The 18,352-nt window shown below is 63.9% G+C and carries 14 protein-coding genes and 1 pseudogene; 8 read left to right on the top strand and 7 right to left on the bottom strand.

Annotated features, from left to right (window positions below):
* From ACVWY1_RS24085 to ACVWY1_RS24105, 5 genes and pseudogenes are all read right to left on the bottom strand, one after another.
* Window positions 1-333, bottom strand: a pseudogene (locus ACVWY1_RS24085) (hypothetical protein); the annotation flags it as partial.
* Window positions 306-1,634 (bottom strand): MFS transporter, encoded by a 1,329-nt coding sequence (locus tag ACVWY1_RS24090; protein WP_046854741.1) that lies wholly within the window; start codon window positions 1,632-1,634, stop codon window positions 306-308. The gene ACVWY1_RS24090 and the pseudogene ACVWY1_RS24085, both read right to left, overlap by 28 nt.
* Before the next feature lie 46 nt (window positions 1,635-1,680).
* A complete protein-coding gene (lhgO, locus tag ACVWY1_RS24095) occupies window positions 1,681-2,874 on the bottom strand; it encodes an L-2-hydroxyglutarate oxidase (RefSeq protein WP_457378849.1) in 1,194 nt (397 codons plus the stop codon).
* 101 nt (window positions 2,875-2,975) lie between these two features.
* Entirely contained in the window at window positions 2,976-3,686 is a 711-nt protein-coding gene (locus tag ACVWY1_RS24100; protein WP_110704525.1) for a FadR/GntR family transcriptional regulator, read from the bottom strand.
* A 123-nt stretch (window positions 3,687-3,809) separates the two neighbouring features.
* Window positions 3,810-4,163: a hypothetical protein gene (locus tag ACVWY1_RS24105; protein ID WP_046854744.1), complete on the bottom strand. Its 354-nt coding sequence runs from the start codon at window positions 4,161-4,163 to the stop codon at window positions 3,810-3,812.
* A gap of 290 nt (window positions 4,164-4,453) precedes the next feature.
* On the opposite strand from ACVWY1_RS24105, the gene ACVWY1_RS24110 reads away from it, so the two are divergent.
* Entirely contained in the window at window positions 4,454-9,319 is a 4,866-nt protein-coding gene (locus tag ACVWY1_RS24110; RefSeq protein ID WP_277505123.1) for an NAD-glutamate dehydrogenase, read from the top strand.
* Between the two features lie 79 nt (window positions 9,320-9,398).
* Here the strand turns inward: ACVWY1_RS24110 and ACVWY1_RS24115 are convergent, their stop codons facing one another.
* Window positions 9,399-10,052 carry a hypothetical protein gene (locus tag ACVWY1_RS24115; protein ID WP_277505121.1) on the bottom strand — a complete coding sequence of 218 codons (654 nt, stop codon included), beginning with the start codon at window positions 10,050-10,052 and terminating at the stop codon, window positions 9,399-9,401.
* A gap of 177 nt (window positions 10,053-10,229) precedes the next feature.
* Entirely contained in the window at window positions 10,230-11,048 is an 819-nt protein-coding gene (ppsR, locus tag ACVWY1_RS24120) for a posphoenolpyruvate synthetase regulatory kinase/phosphorylase PpsR (RefSeq protein ID WP_046854746.1), read from the bottom strand.
* A gap of 178 nt (window positions 11,049-11,226) precedes the next feature.
* Here ppsR and ppsA point away from each other — a divergent pair, with 178 nt between their 5' ends.
* From ppsA to sigX, 7 genes are all read left to right on the top strand, one after another.
* Entirely contained in the window at window positions 11,227-13,602 is a 2,376-nt protein-coding gene (gene ppsA, locus ACVWY1_RS24125; protein ID WP_102682729.1) for a phosphoenolpyruvate synthase, read from the top strand.
* Window positions 13,603-13,785: 183 nt separating this feature from the next.
* Window positions 13,786-14,778 carry an alpha/beta fold hydrolase gene (locus tag ACVWY1_RS24130; protein WP_277505119.1) on the top strand — a complete coding sequence of 331 codons (993 nt, stop codon included), beginning with the start codon at window positions 13,786-13,788 and terminating at the stop codon, window positions 14,776-14,778.
* A 116-nt stretch (window positions 14,779-14,894) separates the two neighbouring features.
* Window positions 14,895-15,386 (top strand): ribonuclease E activity regulator RraA, encoded by a 492-nt coding sequence (gene rraA, locus ACVWY1_RS24135; protein ID WP_023630330.1) that lies wholly within the window; start codon window positions 14,895-14,897, stop codon window positions 15,384-15,386.
* Between the two features lie 25 nt (window positions 15,387-15,411).
* A complete protein-coding gene (locus ACVWY1_RS24140) occupies window positions 15,412-16,407 on the top strand; it encodes a zinc transporter ZntB (protein WP_277505115.1) in 996 nt (331 codons plus the stop codon).
* An 89-nt stretch (window positions 16,408-16,496) separates the two neighbouring features.
* On the top strand, window positions 16,497-16,760 hold the full coding sequence (locus tag ACVWY1_RS24145; protein ID WP_038706516.1) for a hypothetical protein: 264 nt from the start codon (window positions 16,497-16,499) through the stop codon (window positions 16,758-16,760).
* 2 nt (window positions 16,761-16,762) lie between these two features.
* Window positions 16,763-17,587 (top strand): mechanosensitive ion channel family protein, encoded by an 825-nt coding sequence (locus tag ACVWY1_RS24150; protein ID WP_023632140.1) that lies wholly within the window; start codon window positions 16,763-16,765, stop codon window positions 17,585-17,587.
* A 113-nt stretch (window positions 17,588-17,700) separates the two neighbouring features.
* The gene (sigX, locus tag ACVWY1_RS24155) at window positions 17,701-18,267 is read left to right on the top strand and encodes an RNA polymerase sigma factor SigX (RefSeq protein WP_046854750.1); all 567 of its coding nucleotides are present in this window, start codon (window positions 17,701-17,703) and stop codon (window positions 18,265-18,267) included.
* Window positions 18,268-18,352 lie beyond the last annotated feature (85 nt).

An 18,352-nucleotide genomic window follows, 5' to 3' on the forward strand; every position in this document is an offset into this window, starting at 1 on the left:
CTCACTCCGGCCTTGCTCCCGGGAGGACCGCGCTGAACGCCCCATCCTGGGGCGCAGCGCTTGACGGGCATCCATGCCCGTCACCTCCCTCCGCACGACCTCCGTTCGGCCTCCTGAAGTCGCGAAGTTACGGGCGGCGCCTGAACTGACGCAGCTGTCGCTAGGGACTACGCAGTTAATCTTGCGATCAAGATCAAGATCAAGATCAAGATCAAGATCAAGATCAAGATCAAGATCAAGATCAAGATCAAGATCAAGATCAAGATCAAGATCAAGATCAAGATCGGATCGGATCGTGGCTTTGTTTAGTTCTTCGCCTTCGAATGCCGCCACCCTTGGTCAAAGAACGCAAACACCACCACCAGCACCCCGGCCACCGCCAATATCATCGCCACGCCATCGGTGGAATGAGTCGCGGAACCTGCCACCAGCGCCAGCCCACCCAACGGCGCCAGGCCACCGGCCACCGCGGTACCGACCTCTCGCCCGGTGCCGAACCCGGACGAGCGCGTCTGCGTGGGGAATTGCCGGCTGAGGAACGACCCCTGCGGGGCGAACATCATCGGCGCCAGGATCCCGGTGCCCACGGCGATGGCCAAGTAGATCATCATCGGCTCGCCAGTCGACAGCAGTTGCAGGAACGGGAAGGCAAACAGCGCCGACAGCACGCCACCGAGCATCAGCACGGTCTTGCTGCTCCACTTGTCGCACAGCCAGCCGAAGAACGGCACGGCGAAGATCGCCACCAGGCTGGCCAGGGTCACCGACAGCGAGGTGACATGCGCCTCGACGCCCTTGAACTGGGTCAGGTAGGCCAGCGAGAAGGTCTTGAAGATGTAGCTCAGGGCGTTGTAGCCCACCGCCACGAAGAACACCACGGCCAGGCCCTTGAGGTCGTTCCTGAACAGCAGCTTCAGCGGCGACACCTGCGGTTTGTCGTCGGCCTTGTCCAGCTCCTTGAAGTCCGGAGTCTCGGGGATGCTCTTGCGCACCCACAGGCCCACCGCGACCAGCGCGATACTAGCGATGAACGGGATGCGCCAGCCGCCGGCCAGCAGGAATTCGTTGCCGTTCATGGTCAGCAGGTACACGGTCAGCGACGATAGCAGCAAGCCCAGGTTCAGCCCCAGTGCCGGCCAGGCCCCCTGGCTGCCGCGCTTGCCTTCACTGGCGTGTTCGTAGGAGGTGACTGCCGCGCCGGACAACTCGGCACCGGCGCCCAGGCCCTGGATGATGCGGATGATCACCAGCAGGATCGGCGCCCAGATGCCAATGGTCGCGTAGCCGGGGATCAGGCCGATCAGCATGGTGCACAGGCCCATCATGCAGAAAGTGATCACCAGCACATGCTTGCGCCCGAAACGGTCGCCCAGGTAGCCGAACAGCACGCCGCCGAACGGGCGGGCGATGAAGCCGATGGCGAATGTGGAAAACGCCAGCAGCGAGGCCACCGCCGGGTTGCTCGGGTCGAAGAAGATCTTCGAGAAGACGATCGCCGCCATGGTCGCGTAGAGGTAGAAGTCATACCACTCCAGCATCGAGCCGAAGATGGTCGCCGCCGCCACCTTGCGCAGGCGCTTGCGTTGCTGTTCGGGGGTTTCCGGCGCGGCCGGGGCCGTCTCGTATACCGACATCTGAGGTTTCCTTGTTGTCTTTGTAGTTGTGGATGCAGCAGGTGCTTCAGCGGGCCTCGAGGATCTTTTCGGCGATCATCTGGCCGATGGGGATGGCCGAGGTGGCGGCCGGCGACGGTGCGTTGCACACGTGCACCATGCGCGGCGTCTCGGCGAACAGGAAGTCGTGCACCAGGGTGCCGTCGCGCATCACCGCCTGGGCGCGGATGCCGGCCTCATAGGGCAGCAGATCCTCGACTTCGAGGGATGGGCAGTACTTGCGGCACTGCTCCAGGTAGCCACGCTTGAACAGTGAGTTCTTCATCTCGGCGGTGCCGGAACCGAGGTTGTTCCAGATGGTTTTCCAGAAGCCGGGGAAGCCTGCGTACTCGGCGACGTCGCGCCAGTTCACCGAGAACTTGCGGTAGTTTTCCCGGCCAAAGCCGAGCACTGCGTTGGGGCCGACGGTGACGCTGCCGTCGATCATCCGCGTCAGGTGCACGCCAAGGAACGGCAGTTCCGGATCGGGGATCGGGTAGATGAGGTGGTTGACGATCTGGTTCTTGCTCGCCGGCAAGCGGTAGTACTCGCCGCGGAAGGGGATGATCTGGTGGTCGATCTTCACCCCGGCCAGGCGCGCCAGGCGGTCGGACTGCAGGCCGGCGCAGGCCACCAGCTGGCGGGCGCGCCAGGTGTTGCCGTCGGTGCTGACCGCGACATGATCGGCATGCTCCTGGATGGCGCGCACGGCGGTGGACAGGCGCACTTCGCCCCCGGCCTGGCGAATCACCTTGGCCATGGCGTCACATACCTGCTGGTAGTCGACGATACCGGTGGCATCGAGGAACAGCGCGCCCTTGCCGACGATGTTCGGCTCCCGCTCACGCAGGGCGCCGGCGTCCAGGCGCTCGACTTTCAGGCCGTTCTGCTGCGAACGCTCGTACAGCGCCTGCATGCGCTGCACCTCCAGGTCATTGGAAGCCACCAGCAGCTTGCCGCAGACCTCGAAGGCGATGCCGTGCTCGGTGCAGAAGTCCTTGGTGGCCTGGGCACCGCGCTTGCACAGGTCGGCCTTGAGGCTGCCGGGTGCGTAGTAGATACCGGCATGGATCACGCCGCTATTGTGGCCGGTCTGGTGGCGGCCGAGGCTGGCCTCCTTTTCCAGGATCAGCAGCGAGGCGCCGGGGCGACGGGTGAGCAGGGCCATCGCGGTGGCGAGGCCGACGATGCCGCCGCCGATGATGCAATAGTCGTAAGTCATGCAGGGTACCTTGGAATTCTTGTCGGTGAATCTGCTTATCAGGTTGTCAGACTAAGTAGTGCGCGTAAAACCTCGCCAGGCTGCGATAGGAGTCTCCAGAATCAGTCGAGGTCGGGAAGATCGAGTTTCAGGCGCTTGGCCGAAGCGCGCAGATGGGCCTCGGCGCAGGCGGCGGCCGCCTGCCGATCACCGTCGGCAATGGCCTGGTACAGCGCCCGGTGCTCACGGAGCGCGTCGGCCGAACCGCCCACGGCCGGGGTGGCGGAGTTTTCCCAGGCGGTGCGGCGCGCGGCGGCCAGCTGGCCACCGAGGAAATCGTGGAAGGCGACGAAGTAGTCGTTCTTGCCGGCGTCGGCGATGGCACGGTGAAAGGCCACATCAGCGGCCGCGGCGGTGGCAAAGTCGCTGCGCGGGTCTTCCATGGTGCCCAGGGCCGCGGCCATGCGCTGCAGGTCGTCGGCGTCGCGGCGGCGAGCGGCGATGGCGGCGGCCTGGGTCTCGATCCACAGGCGCATCTCGAACATCTGCACCAGGTCCGGCTTGCGCCCGTTGCTGCCGGGGAAGCGGAACACCGTGCCGTTGGGGGTCTGCGAGATGTACGAACCGAGCCCGCGGCGAGCGATCAGCACGCCATCGGCCTTGAGCTGCGCCACGGCCTCGCGCACGACCGAGCGGCTGACATTGAGCTGTTCGGCCAACTGCTGTTCGGTGGGCAGGCGCGACTCGGCGGCCAGGCGGCCGGCATCGATCTCGGCGCGAATGGCGCTGACGACGCGTTCAACGAGGGTGTCGGGGCGCTGTAGCTCTAGCATGGACGTGCGGGTGCCTATTGGTCAGGTTGTCAGACAATGCCTGCTCGCACGTTCGGCTGTCAATGGTGTTGTGCCTTCATCGCGGAAGACTCAAGCCCCCGCGAGGAGGCCCGAATGACCGGTCTAGACCTCGGACACGAAGGTCCCGGTGCCGTCGAGGATGTTGCGCAAGGTCAGCGCGACTTCCTCCAGGTCGCTGCCCGAGGTAGTCAGGATGATCTCCAGTTCCTCGTCGCCCTTCAGCGCGTCGCGATCCCCGGCCGCCACCTCGATCAGCAGGCGGGTGGCGCTCAAGGTCACCTTCAGCCCGTCCAGCGTCGACGGCTCGTCGTCCAGGGTCAGGTCGACGGTGTCCTCGTCCGGGTAGCGGGTCAGCAGGAACATCTGGCCCTTGTCGCTGTGGCAGCACAGGGTCGCCATGTTGTCTTCCTCGTCGTCGCAGGGGGTGGCGAAGAGCAGGGCGGTTTTCAATTGCATGGCGCACTCGGATCAATGGAAATGAAAAGGAATTCTGACAGCCTTGCGCACACTGATAAACGTAAAGTTACCGCGCATTGACCGAAATTGTCGCAGCGCTGCAAGCCCAAGTGACCGTTCAGTCGTTAAGCTGCCCTGTCGATGGGTTCCCGTAAAGGCACAGCCACCTGGCAGTCGCTTTTGCAGGTACCCAACGCTTCTGTCTTGCCACGGGTTGGCTATGGTTGATCCGTACAAGGCGCATGTACGCGACGCTTCACCTATAACAAAGCCCAAGCGGAGTACCACAGATGGCGTTCTTCACCGCAGCCAGCAAAGCCGACTTCCAGCATCAACTGCAAGCGGCCCTGGCGCAGCACATCAACGAACAGTCCCTGCCACAAGTGGCACTGTTCGCTGAACAGTTCTTCGGCATCATCTCTCTGGACGAACTCACTCAGCGCAGGCTGTCGGACCTGGCCGGCTGCACGCTGTCCGCCTGGCGCATCATCGAGCGCTTCGACGCCGCGCACCCGCAGGTGCGGGTCTACAACCCCGATTACGAACGCCACGGCTGGCAGTCCACGCACACCGTGGTCGAGGTACTGCACCACGACCTGCCATTCCTGGTCGACTCGGTGCGCACCGAGCTCAACCGCCGCGGCTACAGCATCCACACCCTGCAGACCACCGTGCTCAGCGTGCGCCGCGGCGCCAAGGGCGAGCTGGTCGAGCTGCTGCCCAAGGGCACCCTGGGCGAGGGCGTCAACCATGAATCGCTGATGTACCTGGAGATCGACCGCTGCTCCAATACCGCCGAGCTCAACACCCTGACCATGGAGCTGGAGCAGGTGCTGGCCGAGGTGCGCGGCGTGGTCGCCGACTTCGAGCCGATGAAAGCCAAGATCCGCGAGCTGCTGGAACTGGTGGAGCAGAACGCCTTCGGCCCCGCGCAGAACGACAAGGCTGAGGTGAAAAGCTTCCTGTCGTGGCTGCTGGACAACCATTTCACCTTCCTCGGCTATGAGGAGTTCACCGTCGAGTCCGACGCCGACGGCGGCCACCTGGTCTACGACGACGCTTCGTTCCTGGGCCTGGCCCGCCTGCTGCGCGCCGGTCTTGGCGCCGACGACCTGCGCATCGAGGACTACGCCGTCGCCTACCTGCGCGAACCGCGCCTGCTGTCGTTCGCCAAAGCCTCGCAGCCGAGCCGCGTGCATCGTCCGGCCTACCCGGATTACGTGTCGATCCGCCAGATCGACCAGGACGGCAAGGTCGTCAAGGAATGCCGCTTCATGGGCCTGTACACCTCGTCGGTGTACGGCGAGAGCGTGCACACCATCCCCTACATCCGCGGCAAGGTCGCTGAAGTCGAGCGCCGTTCGCACTTCGATCCGAAAGCGCACCTGGGCAAGGAACTGGCCCAGGTCCTCGAAGTGCTGCCCCGCGACGACCTGTTCCAGACCCCGGTGGACGAGCTGTTCAGCACCGCCATGTCGATCGTGCAGATCCAGGAACGCAACAAGATCCGCGTGTTCCTGCGCAAGGATCCGTACGGCCGCTTCTGCTACTGCCTGGCCTACGTACCGCGCGAGATCTACTCCACCGAGGTGCGGCAGAAGATCCAGCAGGTGCTGATGGAGCGCCTGAAAGCCACCGACTGCGAGTTCTGGACCTTCTTCTCCGAGTCTGTGCTGGCCCGCGTGCAGTTGATCCTGCGGGTCGACCCGAAGAACCGCATCGAGATCGACCCGCAGCAACTGGAGAACGAAGTGATCCAGGCCTGCCGTTCGTGGCAGGACGACTTCTCGGCGCTGGTGGTGGAAAACTTTGGCGAAGCCCACGGCACCAACATCCTCGCCGACTTCCCGAAAGGCTTCCCGGCCGGCTACCGCGAGCGCTTCGCCGCGCATTCGGCGGTGGTCGACATGCAACATGTGCTGAACCTGTCCGAGGCCAAGCCGCTGGCCATGAGCTTCTACCAGCCGCTGACCCAGCTCGGTGAGCGCACGCTGCACTGCAAGCTCTACCACGCCGATACGCCGCTGGCACTGTCGGACGTGCTGCCGATTCTGGAAAACCTCGGCCTGCGCGTGCTCGGCGAATTCCCTTACCGCCTGCGCCACGCCAGCGGCCGCGAGTTCTGGATCCACGACTTTGCCTTCACCTACAGCGAAGGCCTCAACCTCGACATCCAGCAGCTCAACGACACCTTCCAGGACGCCTTCGTCCATATCGTCAAGGGCGACGCCGAGAACGACGCGTTCAACCGCCTGGTGCTGACCGCCGGCCTGCCGTGGCGCGACGTCGCGCTGCTGCGGGCCTACGCCCGTTACCTCAAGCAGATTCGCCTGGGCTTCGACCTGGGCTACATCGCCAGCACCCTGAACAACCACACCGATATCGCCCGCGAGCTGACCCGGTTGTTCAAGACCCGCTTCTACCTGGCGCGCAAGCTCACCAACGAAGACCTCGACGACAAGCAGCAGCGCCTGGAACAGGCCATCCTCACCGCCCTGGATGACGTGCAGGTGCTCAACGAGGACCGCATCCTGCGTCGCTACCTGGACCTGATCAAGGCGACCCTGCGCACCAACTTCTACCAGCCGGACGCCAACGGGCAGAACAAGTCGTACTTCAGCTTCAAGTTCAACCCCAAGCTGATCCCCGAGCTACCCAAGCCGGTGCCGAAGTTCGAGATCTTCGTCTATTCGCCACGGGTCGAGGGCGTGCACCTGCGCTTCGGCAACGTCGCCCGCGGCGGCCTGCGCTGGTCGGACCGCGAGGAAGACTTCCGCACCGAGGTGCTCGGCCTGGTCAAGGCCCAGCAGGTGAAGAACTCGGTGATCGTGCCGGTCGGCGCCAAGGGCGGCTTCCTGCCGCGTCGCCTGCCGCTGGGCGGCAGCCGTGACGAGATCGCCGCCGAAGGCGTGGCGTGCTACCGCATCTTCATCTCGGGCCTGCTCGACATCACCGACAACCTCAAGGACGGTGGCGTGGTGCCGCCGGCCAACGTGGTGCGCCACGATGACGACGATCCGTACCTGGTGGTGGCGGCGGACAAGGGCACCGCGACCTTCTCCGACATCGCCAACGGCATCGCCATCGACTACGGCTTCTGGCTGGGTGATGCGTTCGCCTCGGGCGGCTCGGCCGGCTATGACCACAAGAAGATGGGTATCACCGCCCGTGGCGCGTGGGTGGGCGTGCAGCGCCACTTCCGCGAGCGCGGCATCAACGTGCAGGAAGACCCGATCACCGTGGTCGGTGTCGGCGACATGGCCGGCGACGTGTTCGGCAACGGCCTGCTGATGTCCGACAAGCTGCAACTGGTGGCGGCGTTCAACCACCTGCACATCTTCATCGACCCGAATCCGGACCCGGCCACCAGCTTCGCCGAGCGCAAGCGCCTGTTCGACCTGCCGCGTTCGGCCTGGAGCGACTACGACACCGGCATCATGTCCGAAGGCGGCGGGATCTTCCCGCGCAGCGCCAAGAGCATCGCCATCAGCCCGCAGATGAAGGAACGCTTCGCCATCGAGGCCGACCGCCTGACCCCGACCGAACTGCTGCATGCACTGCTGCAGGCGCCGGTGGACTTGCTGTGGAACGGCGGTATTGGCACCTACGTCAAGGCCAGTACGGAAAGCCACGCCGATGTTGGCGACAAGGCCAACGACGCCCTGCGCGTCAACGGCAACGAGCTGCGCTGCAAGGTGGTGGGCGAGGGCGGCAACCTGGGCATGACCCAGCTCGGCCGTGTCGAGTTCGGTCTCAATGGCGGCGCCACCAACACCGACTTCATCGACAACGCCGGTGGCGTCGACTGCTCCGACCACGAGGTCAACATCAAGATCCTGCTCAACGAAGTGGTGCAGGGTGGCGACATGACCGAGAAGCAGCGCAACCAGCTGCTGGGCAGCATGACCGACGAAGTCGCCGGGCTGGTGCTGGGCAACAACTACAAGCAGACGCAAGCGCTGTCGCTGGCGGCCCGCCGTGCCCGCGAGCGCATCGCCGAGTACAAGCGCCTGATGGCTGACCTGGAAGCACGTGGCAAGCTGGACCGCGCCATCGAGTTCCTGCCCAGCGAGGAACAGTTGGCCGAACGCCTGGCGGCCGGGCAGGGCCTGACCCGCGCAGAGCTGTCGGTGCTGATCTCGTACAGCAAGATCGACCTCAAGGAGCAACTGCTCAAGTCGCTGGTGCCGGACGACGACTACCTGACCCGCGACATGGAGACCGCGTTCCCGCCGTCGCTGGTCAGCAAGTTCGCCGACTCCATGCGTCGCCACCGCCTGAAGCGCGAGATCGTCAGCACCCAGATCGCCAACGACCTGGTCAACAACATGGGCATCACCTTCGTGCAGCGCCTGAAGGAGTCCACCGGCATGAGCCCGGCCAACGTGGCGGGCGCCTACGTGATCGTGCGCGACATCTTCCACCTGCCGCACTGGTTCCGCCAGATCGAGGCCCTGGACTACCAAGTCCCGGCCGAGATTCAGCTGACCCTGATGGACGAACTGATGCGTCTGGGCCGTCGGGCCACCCGCTGGTTCCTGCGCAGCCGCCGCAACGAGCAGGATGCCGGGCGTGATGTGGCTCACTTCGGGCCGAAGATCGCCCAGTTGGGGCTGAAACTCGACGAACTGCTGGAGGGGCCGACCCGCGAGCGCTGGATGAACCGCTACCAGGGCTTCGTCGACGCCGGGGTACCGGAGTTGTTGGCGCGCATGGTCGCTGGCACCACGCACCTGTACACCCTGCTGCCGATCATCGAGGCCTCGGATGTCACCGGGCACGATCCGGCGCAGGTGGCCAAGGCGTTCTTCGCGGTGGGCAGCTCGCTGGACCTGACCTGGTACCTGCAGGAGATCAGCAACCTGCCGGTGGAGAACAACTGGCAGGCCCTGGCCCGCGAGGCGTTCCGCGACGACATCGACCTGCAGCAGCGGGCGATCACCATCTCCGTGCTGCAGATGGCCGACGCGCCGGAAGACATGGACGCCCGCGTGGCCCTGTGGTGCGAGCAGCACCGGGTGATGGTCGAGCGCTGGCGCGCCATGCTCGACGACCTGCGCAACGCCACCGGCACCGACTATGCGATGTACGCGGTGGCCAACCGTGAGCTGGTCGACCTGGCGCTGAGTGGTCAGGCGGCGGTGATTCCGTCCTGAGCCTTGCGCTGAAGTGAAAAAAAGCCCCGGCAGCGATGCCGGGGCTTTTTTTGTGCGGGTGTCGGCGGTGCCGGAGGGGTCAGTTGAAGAAGGCCGCCAGGCGGGCAGTCCAGACATGGGTGGCCTTGCGGCTCATCGGGAACTTGAGCAACGGCTGGTTGGGGTCGGCCACGGTCAGCTCGAGGGCGAAGTCCTTGAGCCGTACCGTGCGCTCGAAGGTCGGGGCGCTCATGCCGTTGGCATTGATCTGGCGAGTCCCGCCGCCCATTTCCATGCTTTCCGACTCGCGCCAGGTCACCTGCCAGCTGATGACCCAGGAATAATCGTGGATGCGGTAGCTGTCGTCGATCAACGAGCAGACCGCCACTTTGCGGTTCTGCGGATCGAATACCAGGAAGCCCGGCGATGGATAACCGAGCAGGTGCCCGGCATCGAGCGCGAGCCCTTCGCTGGCGTTGATCCGGGCCACCAGCGCCTTGCTTTGCACCTGCAATTTGGCCAGGAACCTGAAGGACACCGCGAAGATCGCTGCTGCGATCAGCAGTGCCAGCATGGTCCCGCTGGTCAGCAGTTGCCAGAGCGAAGCATGCGGCATTTTCGCCGGGCCAACATCGAACAGCGCCAGCAGCATTGACAGGCCAAGGCCAGCAGTTGCCAAGCCGGAAAGGCCGGCCACCGGAATGGCCAGGCCTGCCAGGGCACCGACAGCGGCACCTTTCATCACACTCGACATGCAACACCTCCTTGTGAATTTTTCGCGGGCGATTCTAAAGCTGTGCGCCCGTCTGCGCCAGCCGCAGCTATGAGCTGCGCACGGCAGATTGGTTCCCCAGGGCGGCGCAGAAAACGCTATTCGTAGGTCGTCGGGGCCGTGAGGAAGTGGCTCTGCTTCCACAGGGCGATGGCGGGCTTACTTGAACCGCCGCTCCACCCCTTTCTCCACCAGGATCTTCGCCGAAATCTCCTCCACCGAAAAATGCGTGGAATTGATGTTGGGGATGTTCTCCCGACGGAACAGGTTCTCCACTTCGCGCACCTCGAACTCGCACTGGGCGAAGCTTGCGTAGCGGCTGTTGGGCTTGCGTTCGTGGCGGATCGCGGTCAGGCGGTCGGGGTCGATGGTCAGGCCGAACAGCTTGTTGTGGTGCTTCTTGAGCACCGCCGGGAGCTGCAGGCGCTCCATGTCGTCCTCGGTCAGCGGGTAGTTGGCCGCGCGGATGCCGAACTGCATGGCCATGTACAGGCAGGTCGGGGTCTTGCCGCAACGCGACACGCCCACCAGGATCAGGTCGGCCTTGTCGTAGTAGTGGGTACGCGCGCCGTCGTCGTTGTCCAGGGCGAAGTTCACCGCCTCGATGCGCTCCATGTAGTTGGAATTGCCGCCGATCGAGTGGGACTTGCCCACGGAATACGACGAATGGGCGGTCAATTCCTGCTCGAGCGGGGATAAAAACGTCGAGAAGATGTCGATCATGAAGCCATTGGAGGTGGCCATGACCTCACGGATGTCCTGGTTGACGATGGTGTCGAAAATGATCGGACGCACCCCGTCGCGCTCGGCCGCGGCGTTGATTTGCTGGACCATGGCCCGGGCCTTTTCCAGCGTGTCGATGTAGGGGCGCGTGAATTTATTGAACGGAATGCTCTCGAATTGTGCGAGCAGGCTCTGGCCCAGCGTTTCTGCAGTGATGCCGGTACCGTCGGAGATGAAGAACGCGGTTCGTTTCATTTGCACCTGGGGGCCTTAAGCTGCCGAAGATTTCTGGATATGATAGGTTCGGTTTGCCGAACGCGGTTGCACGGCATTCTCACTTATTTTCCAGGTCCAGGCCACAAGCGTCCGGCCCAGTCATTCAGGCAGGCGGGCGCCCTTGAGCTTTTCCAATACAGTTAGTGGAGAGATCACCTTGGTAGAGTACGTAGTTTCCCTCGATAAGCTCGGCGTCCATGATGTGGAGCATGTGGGGGGCAAGAACGCATCCCTGGGCGAGATGATCAGTAACCTCGCAGGTGCCGGTGTCTCGGTGCCGGGCGGCTTTGCCACTACGGCTCAGGCGTACCGCGATTTTCTCGAGCAAAGTGGCCTCAACGACCGCATCCATGCGGCGCTCGACGCGCTGGATGTCGACGATGTCAACGCCCTGGCCAAGACCGGGGCGCAGATTCGCCAGTGGGTGATGGAGGCCGATTTCCCGGCGCGTCTCGATTCGGAAATCCGAACCGCCTTCGCCGAAATGTCCCAGGGCAACGACAACATGGCCGTGGCCGTGCGCTCCTCGGCCACCGCCGAAGACTTGCCGGACGCCTCCTTCGCCGGCCAGCAGGAGACCTTCCTCAACATCCGTGGCGTCGACAACGTGATCCGCGCGGCCAAGGAAGTGTTCGCCTCGCTGTTCAACGACCGGGCCATTTCCTACCGCGTGCACCAGGGCTTCGACCACAAGTTGGTCGCCCTGTCCGCTGGCGTGCAACGCATGGTCCGCTCCGAGACCGGTACCGCGGGCGTGATGTTCACCCTGGACACCGAGTCGGGCTTCCGCGACGTGGTGTTCATCACCGGTGCCTATGGCCTGGGTGAAACCGTGGTCCAGGGTGCGGTAAACCCGGACGAGTTCTACGTGCACAAGAACACCTTGCAGGCCGGTCGCCCGGCGATCCTGCGCCGCAACCTGGGCAGCAAGGCGATCAAGATGGTCTATGGCGACGAAGCCAAGGCCGGTCGTTCGGTCAAGACCGTCGAGGTCGACCGCGCCGAGCGTGCGCGCTTCTGCCTGAGCGACGACGAAGTCAATGAACTGGCCAAGCAGGCCATGATCATCGAACAGCACTACCAGCGCCCGATGGACATCGAGTGGGCCAAGGACGGTGACGACGGCAAGCTGTACATCGTCCAGGCCCGTCCTGAAACGGTGAAAAGCCGCGCCAGCGCCAATGTCATGGAGCGCTACCTGCTGAAAGAGAAGGGCACCGTGCTGGTCGAAGGCCGTGCCATCGGCCAGCGCATCGGCGCCGGCAAAGTCCGCGTGATCAACGACGTGTCCGAGATGGACAAGGTCCAGCCAGGCGATGTGCTGGTCTCGGACATGACCGACCCTGACTGGGAGCCGGTGATGAAGCGCGCCAGCGCCATCGTCACCAACCGAGGCGGGCGTACCTGCCACGCGGCGATCATCGCCCGTGAACTGGGCATCCCGGCGGTGGTCGGCTGCGGTAACGCCACCCAGGTCCTGAAAGATGGCCAGGGCGTCACCGTCTCCTGTGCTGAAGGCGACACCGGCTTCATCTTCGAAGGTGAGCTGGGCTTCGACATCAAGCAGAACTCGGTCGACGCCATGCCGGAGCTGCCGTTCAAGATCATGATGAACGTCGGCAACCCGGACCGCGCCTTCGACTTCGCCCAGTTGCCCAATGCCGGTGTCGGCCTGGCGCGCCTGGAGTTCATCATCAACCGTATGATCGGCGTGCACCCCAAGGCGCTGCTCAACTACGCCGGCCTGCCGCCGGAGCTGAAAGAGAGCGTCGACAAGCGCATTGCCGGCTACAACGACCCGGTCGGCTTCTATGTCGAGAAGCTGGTCGAGGGCATCAGCACCCTGGCGGCGGCCTTCTACCCGAAAAAGGTCATCGTGCGCCTTTCGGACTTCAAGTCCAACGAATACGCCAACCTGATCGGCGGCAAGCTCTACGAGCCGGAAGAAGAAAATCCGATGCTGGGCTTCCGCGGTGCGTCGCGCTACATCAGCGAGTCGTTCCGTGACTGCTTCGAGCTCGAGTGCCGTGCGCTCAAGCGCGTGCGCAACGAGATGGGCCTGACCAACGTCGAGATCATGGTGCCGTTCGTGCGCACCTTGGGCGAGGCCAGCCAGGTCGTTGACCTGCTCGCCGAAAACGGCCTGGCCCGCGGCGACAACGGCCTGCGCGTGATCATGATGTGCGAGCTGCCGTCCAACGCCATCCTGGCCGAAGAGTTCCTCGAGTACTTCGACGGCTTCTCCATCGGCTCCAATGACCTGACCCAGCTCACCCTGGGCCTGGACCGCGATTCCGGCATCATCGCCCACCTGTTCGATGAGCGAAATCCTGCCGTGAAGAAGCTGCTGGCCAACGCCATCGCCGCGTGCAACAAGGCCGGCAAGTACATCGGCATCTGCGGCCAGGGCCCGTCGGACCACCCCGACCTGGCCAAGTGGTTGATGGAGCAGGGCATCGAAAGCGTGTCGCTGAACCCGGACTCGGTGCTTGAGACCTGGTTCTTCCTGGCCGAAGGCCAGGGCGCGGCCTGATGCGGTAACAGGGCGCCTGTTGCGCCCTGGTGTTAGTGCGTGGGAGCGGCGGTGCGCCGATGCGACTTGCCCCGCGATAGCGTCAGTGAAGACACCTCTGTAGTCTGCTCTGACGCCATCGTGGGCATGTTGCATCGGCGCACCGCCGCTCCCACGTTTCATGTCCAATGAATTTGTGAAGCCATGCAAAGCAGCAGCACCCAATTTCCCGTCGCGTTGCTCAGTGCCGAGCGCCGCGGCGACCTCAGCGAAGACGTTTACCGGATCAAGGCCGGCAACAGCCCGGATGCGAGCGTAGAGCTGGCCGTCACCCGCCTGGGCCTGGCCGATCAGGACCGCGTCCAGGGCATGCCGGTCATTCTCCTGCACGGAAGCTTCTCCAACCGGCGCTTCTGGTATTCGCCCAAGGGTATCGGCCTGGGCGCCTACCTGGCACGCGCCGGTTTCGATGTGTGGATCCCGGAGATGCGCGGCCACGGCCTGTCGCCGCGCAACCGCGACTGGCGGCAGAATCGCGTGGCCGACTATGCGCGCTACGACCTGCCGGTGATCGGCGCCTTCGTGCATGAAAAAGCCGGGCAGGTTCCGCGCTGGATCGGCCACTCGCTGGGCGGCACCACGCTGGCGGCGGCGCTGGGCAGCGGCTATCTCGACACCGGCCTGGTGGCCAGTGCGGCGTTGTTTGGTACCCAGGTCAGCCGGGTTTATTGGCCGTTAAAAGTGCCACCGGTGGAGTGGGGCGCGCGCATGCTGCTCAAGCGCTTTGCGCAGATTTCCGGTTCGCGCCTCAAGCGGGGCCCGGAAGACGAACCCATCGGCCTGGCCCTGGAGAGCCTGCGCTGGAATGGCTTGTTCGGCCGCTTCGGCGACAAGGAGAAGGACTGGTGGGCGGGGCTGGCCGAAGTCGAGGTGCCGCTGCTGGCGGTGGCCGGGGCCGGCGACTTCCAGGATCCGGTGTGGGCCTGCCGCAAGCTGTTCGAGCAGTTTGGCGGTGATGCCAGGCAGTTCCTGCGCCTGGGTCGGGAGGAGGGCTTCGAGGCCTTCGGGCATGTCGACATGCTGGTCAGCAAGGCGGCGCAGACGCAGGTGTGGCCGTTGGTGGAGCGCTGGCTGCGCGACCCCCTGGTGCCGGTGCATGCCTCGACGGTGGTGATGGAGCCTGTGGCTGCCAGTTGAACATCGGCCGGCGCGGCGACGGTTCAACTGACTACTCGGTCCCGGATGACTGCCGGCCCTCCCAAGGTGTAGCCTTGGCCGACACCCGCTTTCGTTGTGACTGACAGGAGTTTCCCATGCAGCATTACGTAACGCCCGACCTGTGCGACGCCTACCCGGACCTGGTCCAGGTGCTCGAACCCATGTTCAGCAACTTCGGCGGCCACGACTCATTCGGCGGCCAAATCGTCACCATCAAGTGCTTCGAAGACAACTCCCTGGTCAAGGAACAGGTCGAGCTCGACGGCAAGGGCAAGGTCCTGGTGGTCGACGGCGGCGGTTCGCTGCGCCGTGCGCTACTGGGCGACATGCTCGCGGAGAAGGCCGCGAAGAATGGCTGGGAAGGCCTGCTGATCTACGGCTGCGTGCGTGACGTGGACGTGCTGGCGCAGACCGATGTCGGTATCCAGGCCCTGGCCAGCCACCCGATGAAGACCGACAAGCGCGGCATTGGCGACCTCAACGTCGCGGTGACCTTTGCCGGCGTGACCTTCCGCCCGGGCGAATATGTATACGCCGATAACAACGGCGTGCTGGTCTCGCCAAGCCCGCTGAAGATGCCCGAGTGATCCGCCGCACACCCATGGAGCTTTGATGTTCGAGGAAGACAACGCGCAATGGGGCCTGGTGCATGCCCTGGTGCTCGATGGCAAGGGTGGCGCGCGTTCGATCGCCCGCACCGAGCTGGACGACCTGCAGTTGCTGCCCCAGGAGAGCCTGTGGCTGCACTGGGACCGCAGCCATCCGCAGACCCGCACCTGGTTGCTGCACGACAGCGGTCTGAGCGAGTTCGCCTGCGACCTGTTGCTTGAGGAGAACACCCGCCCGCGCCTGTTGCAGATGGCCGGCGAGCAGATGCTGCTGTTCCTGCGCGGGGTCAACCTCAACCCGGGTGCCGAACCCGAGGACATGGTTTCGGTACGTATCTTCGCCGAGGCGCGGCGGGTCATCTCGCTGCGTTTGCGGCCGCTGCGCGCCAGCGACGAGGTGCTCCAGCAGCTGGACGAGGGCAGGGGGCCGAAAACGGCTTCCGAACTGTTGTTGCTGATGGGCGAACTGCTGACCGAGAAGGTCCAGGCGCTCGTCAGCGACCTGTCCGAAGCGGTCGATCTGGAAGAGGAAAAGGCAGAATCCGACGAACGGTATTCTCCAGCCCAGGGCAGCCTGCAGCAGATCCGCCGTCGTGCCGCCGGCCTGCGCCGTTTCCTCGCTCCACAGCGCGATATCTATGCCCAGCTTTCGCGCAATAAATGCAGCTGGTTCGCCGACGCCGACGGGGATTACTGGAACGAGCTGAACAACAGCCTGATCCGCTACCTCGAGGAGCTGGAACTGGCCCGCGAGCGAGCCGCCCTGGTGCTGGAAAGCGAGGATCGGCGCCGCAGCGAGCGGATGAACCGGACCATGTACCGGTTTGGCATCATCACCTGCATCTTCCTGCCCATGAGCTTTATCACCGGATTGCTGGGCATCAACGTCGGCGGTATTCCCGGGGCGGAAAACCCCTACGGCTTCGCGCTCGCCTGCACCGTGGTGCTGGGGCTGGCGGCGGGGCAGTGGTGGTTGTTCCGTCGGCTGCGCTGGGTCTGAAATGAGGTATTTTGAAACATTCGTCCCAGTGGCAGGTGTGACCCATCGCTTGGCACCCACGTCTTTGACTGACATTGCGCGAGGTGCCCATGCACGATCCGTTTGAAGAATCCCTGCGCGACCTGCTCAAGGCGTCGCCGTCCGGCCAGGACCGTGACGACGCCGCGTGCCTGGGTCGCGTGCTCAAGACCGCCAACCGCCAGGTCGGCGCGGGCGATCTGTTCAGCCTGCTTGGCCGCTGGAGCCAGGCGCTGCTGATCGCCGTGAACAATGGCTCGGCGCATGTCGCGCCGGTGCGCCGCAACTCTACCCGCAACCCTGCCGCAGGCAGCCCTGCAGATAAGGCCGATTGAATATGGAACTCGATCTCTGGACCCAGAGCCTGGTCACCGCCATGACTGCCCTTTGGACCAAGGTGGCGAACTTCATCCCCAACCTGTTCGGCGCGCTGGTCGTGGTGCTGCTCGGTTTCGTCGTGGCCAAGCTGCTCGACACCTTGCTGTCGAAGGTGCTGGCCAAGTTCGGCCTGGACCGCCTGATGAGTGGTACCGGCCTGACCAAGATGCTCGCCCGGATTGGTATCCAGGTACCGATTTCGACGCTGATCGGCAAGATCGTCTATTGGTTCGTGCTGTTGATCTTCCTGGTTTCGGCGGCTGAATCGCTGGGCCTGGAGCGGGTCTCGGCGACCCTGGACATGCTGGCGCTGTACCTGCCCAAGGTATTCGGCGCGGCGCTGGTGATGCTGGCCGGCGTGCTGTTGGCGCAACTGGCCAACGGCCTTGTGCGCGGCGCCGCCGAGGGCATCGGCCTGGAGTACGCCGCTGGCGTCGGGCGTATCGTCCAGGGCCTCGTGATCATCATCAGTATTTCGGTGGCCATCAGCCAGCTGGAGGTCAAGACCGACCTGCTCAACCACGTGATCGTCATCGGGCTGATTACCGTTGGTCTGGCAATTGCCCTGGCGATGGGCCTGGGCAGCCGTGAAATTGCCGGACAGATCCTGGCCGGCATCTATGTGCGTGAGCTCTATCAGGTCGGCCAGCACGTGCGCATTGGCGAGGTCGAAGGGCACATCGAGGAGATCGGCACGGTCAAGACGACCCTGCTGACCGATGATGGCGAACTGGTGTCGTTGTCTAATCGCGAGCTGCTCGAGCAGCGCGTGAATAGCCGCTAACCGAACAAAAGCTGTTAATGTATGCCGCCGCAAAAATCGGCCCACGGGGCCGAGCGGCGACATTGACCTGACTGTCGGCCAGATCCGTTTTGAATAAAGTTCATTCGCCGCCCATGCGCTATGACCCCCGCGAGCTCACCGACGAGGAGTTGGTGGCGCGTTCGCATGAGGAGCTGTTTCATGTCACCCGCGCCTATGAGGAACTCATGCGGCGCTACCAGCGCACGCTGTTCAACGTCTGTGCGCGCTACCTGGGGAACGATCGGGATGCCGACGATGTCTGTCAGGAGGTGATGCTCAAGGTGCTCTACGGGTTGAAGAACTTCGAGGGCAAGTCCAAGTTCAAGACCTGGCTCTACAGCATCACCTACAACGAATGCATCACCCAGTACCGCAAGGAGCGTCGCAAGCGCCGGCTGATGGATGCGCTGAGCCTGGACCCTGTCGAAGAGGCGTCCGAGGACAAGGCACCGAAGCCGGAAGAAAAAGGCGGGCTGGATAAATGGCTGGTACATGTGAACCCGATCGACCGGGAAATCCTGGTGCTGCGCTTTGTCGCGGAGCTGGAATTCCAGGAGATCGCGGACATCATGCACATGGGCCTGAGCGCCACGAAAATGCGCTACAAGCGTGCGCTCGACAAGCTTAGAGAGAAATTTGCAGGCGTGGCTGAAACTTAGTGGCCTGCAAATACCTCTAACCAACCGGCAAGTTCTGCTAGACTTGCCGTCGAGTTGTCCCCCGGATGTTGGTGGGACTGCTTAA

The organism is Pseudomonas sp. TE6288 (assembly GCF_054062095.1).

Bases quoted from the DNA above. Each gene is read 5' to 3' on its own strand.
- ACVWY1_RS24090 (WP_046854741.1), bottom strand. From the start codon at position 1,634: ATGTCGGTATACGAGACGGCCCCGGCCGCGCCGGAAACCCCCGAACAG.
- lhgO (WP_457378849.1), bottom strand. From the start codon at position 2,874: ATGACTTACGACTATTGCATCATCGGCGGCGGCATCGTCGGCCTCGCC.
- ACVWY1_RS24100 (WP_110704525.1), bottom strand. From the start codon at position 3,686: ATGCTAGAGCTACAGCGCCCCGACACCCTCGTTGAACGCGTCGTCAGC.
- ACVWY1_RS24105 (WP_046854744.1), bottom strand. From the start codon at position 4,163: ATGCAATTGAAAACCGCCCTGCTCTTCGCCACCCCCTGCGACGACGAG.
- ACVWY1_RS24110 (WP_277505123.1), top strand. From the start codon at position 4,454: ATGGCGTTCTTCACCGCAGCCAGCAAAGCCGACTTCCAGCATCAACTG.
- ACVWY1_RS24115 (WP_277505121.1), bottom strand. From the start codon at position 10,052: ATGTCGAGTGTGATGAAAGGTGCCGCTGTCGGTGCCCTGGCAGGCCTG.
- ppsR (WP_046854746.1), bottom strand. From the start codon at position 11,048: ATGAAACGAACCGCGTTCTTCATCTCCGACGGTACCGGCATCACTGCA.
- ACVWY1_RS24130 (WP_277505119.1), top strand. From the start codon at position 13,786: ATGCAAAGCAGCAGCACCCAATTTCCCGTCGCGTTGCTCAGTGCCGAG.
- rraA (WP_023630330.1), top strand. From the start codon at position 14,895: ATGCAGCATTACGTAACGCCCGACCTGTGCGACGCCTACCCGGACCTG.
- ACVWY1_RS24140 (WP_277505115.1), top strand. From the start codon at position 15,412: ATGTTCGAGGAAGACAACGCGCAATGGGGCCTGGTGCATGCCCTGGTG.
- ACVWY1_RS24145 (WP_038706516.1), top strand. From the start codon at position 16,497: ATGCACGATCCGTTTGAAGAATCCCTGCGCGACCTGCTCAAGGCGTCG.
- ACVWY1_RS24150 (WP_023632140.1), top strand. From the start codon at position 16,763: ATGGAACTCGATCTCTGGACCCAGAGCCTGGTCACCGCCATGACTGCC.
- sigX (WP_046854750.1), top strand. From the start codon at position 17,701: ATGCGCTATGACCCCCGCGAGCTCACCGACGAGGAGTTGGTGGCGCGT.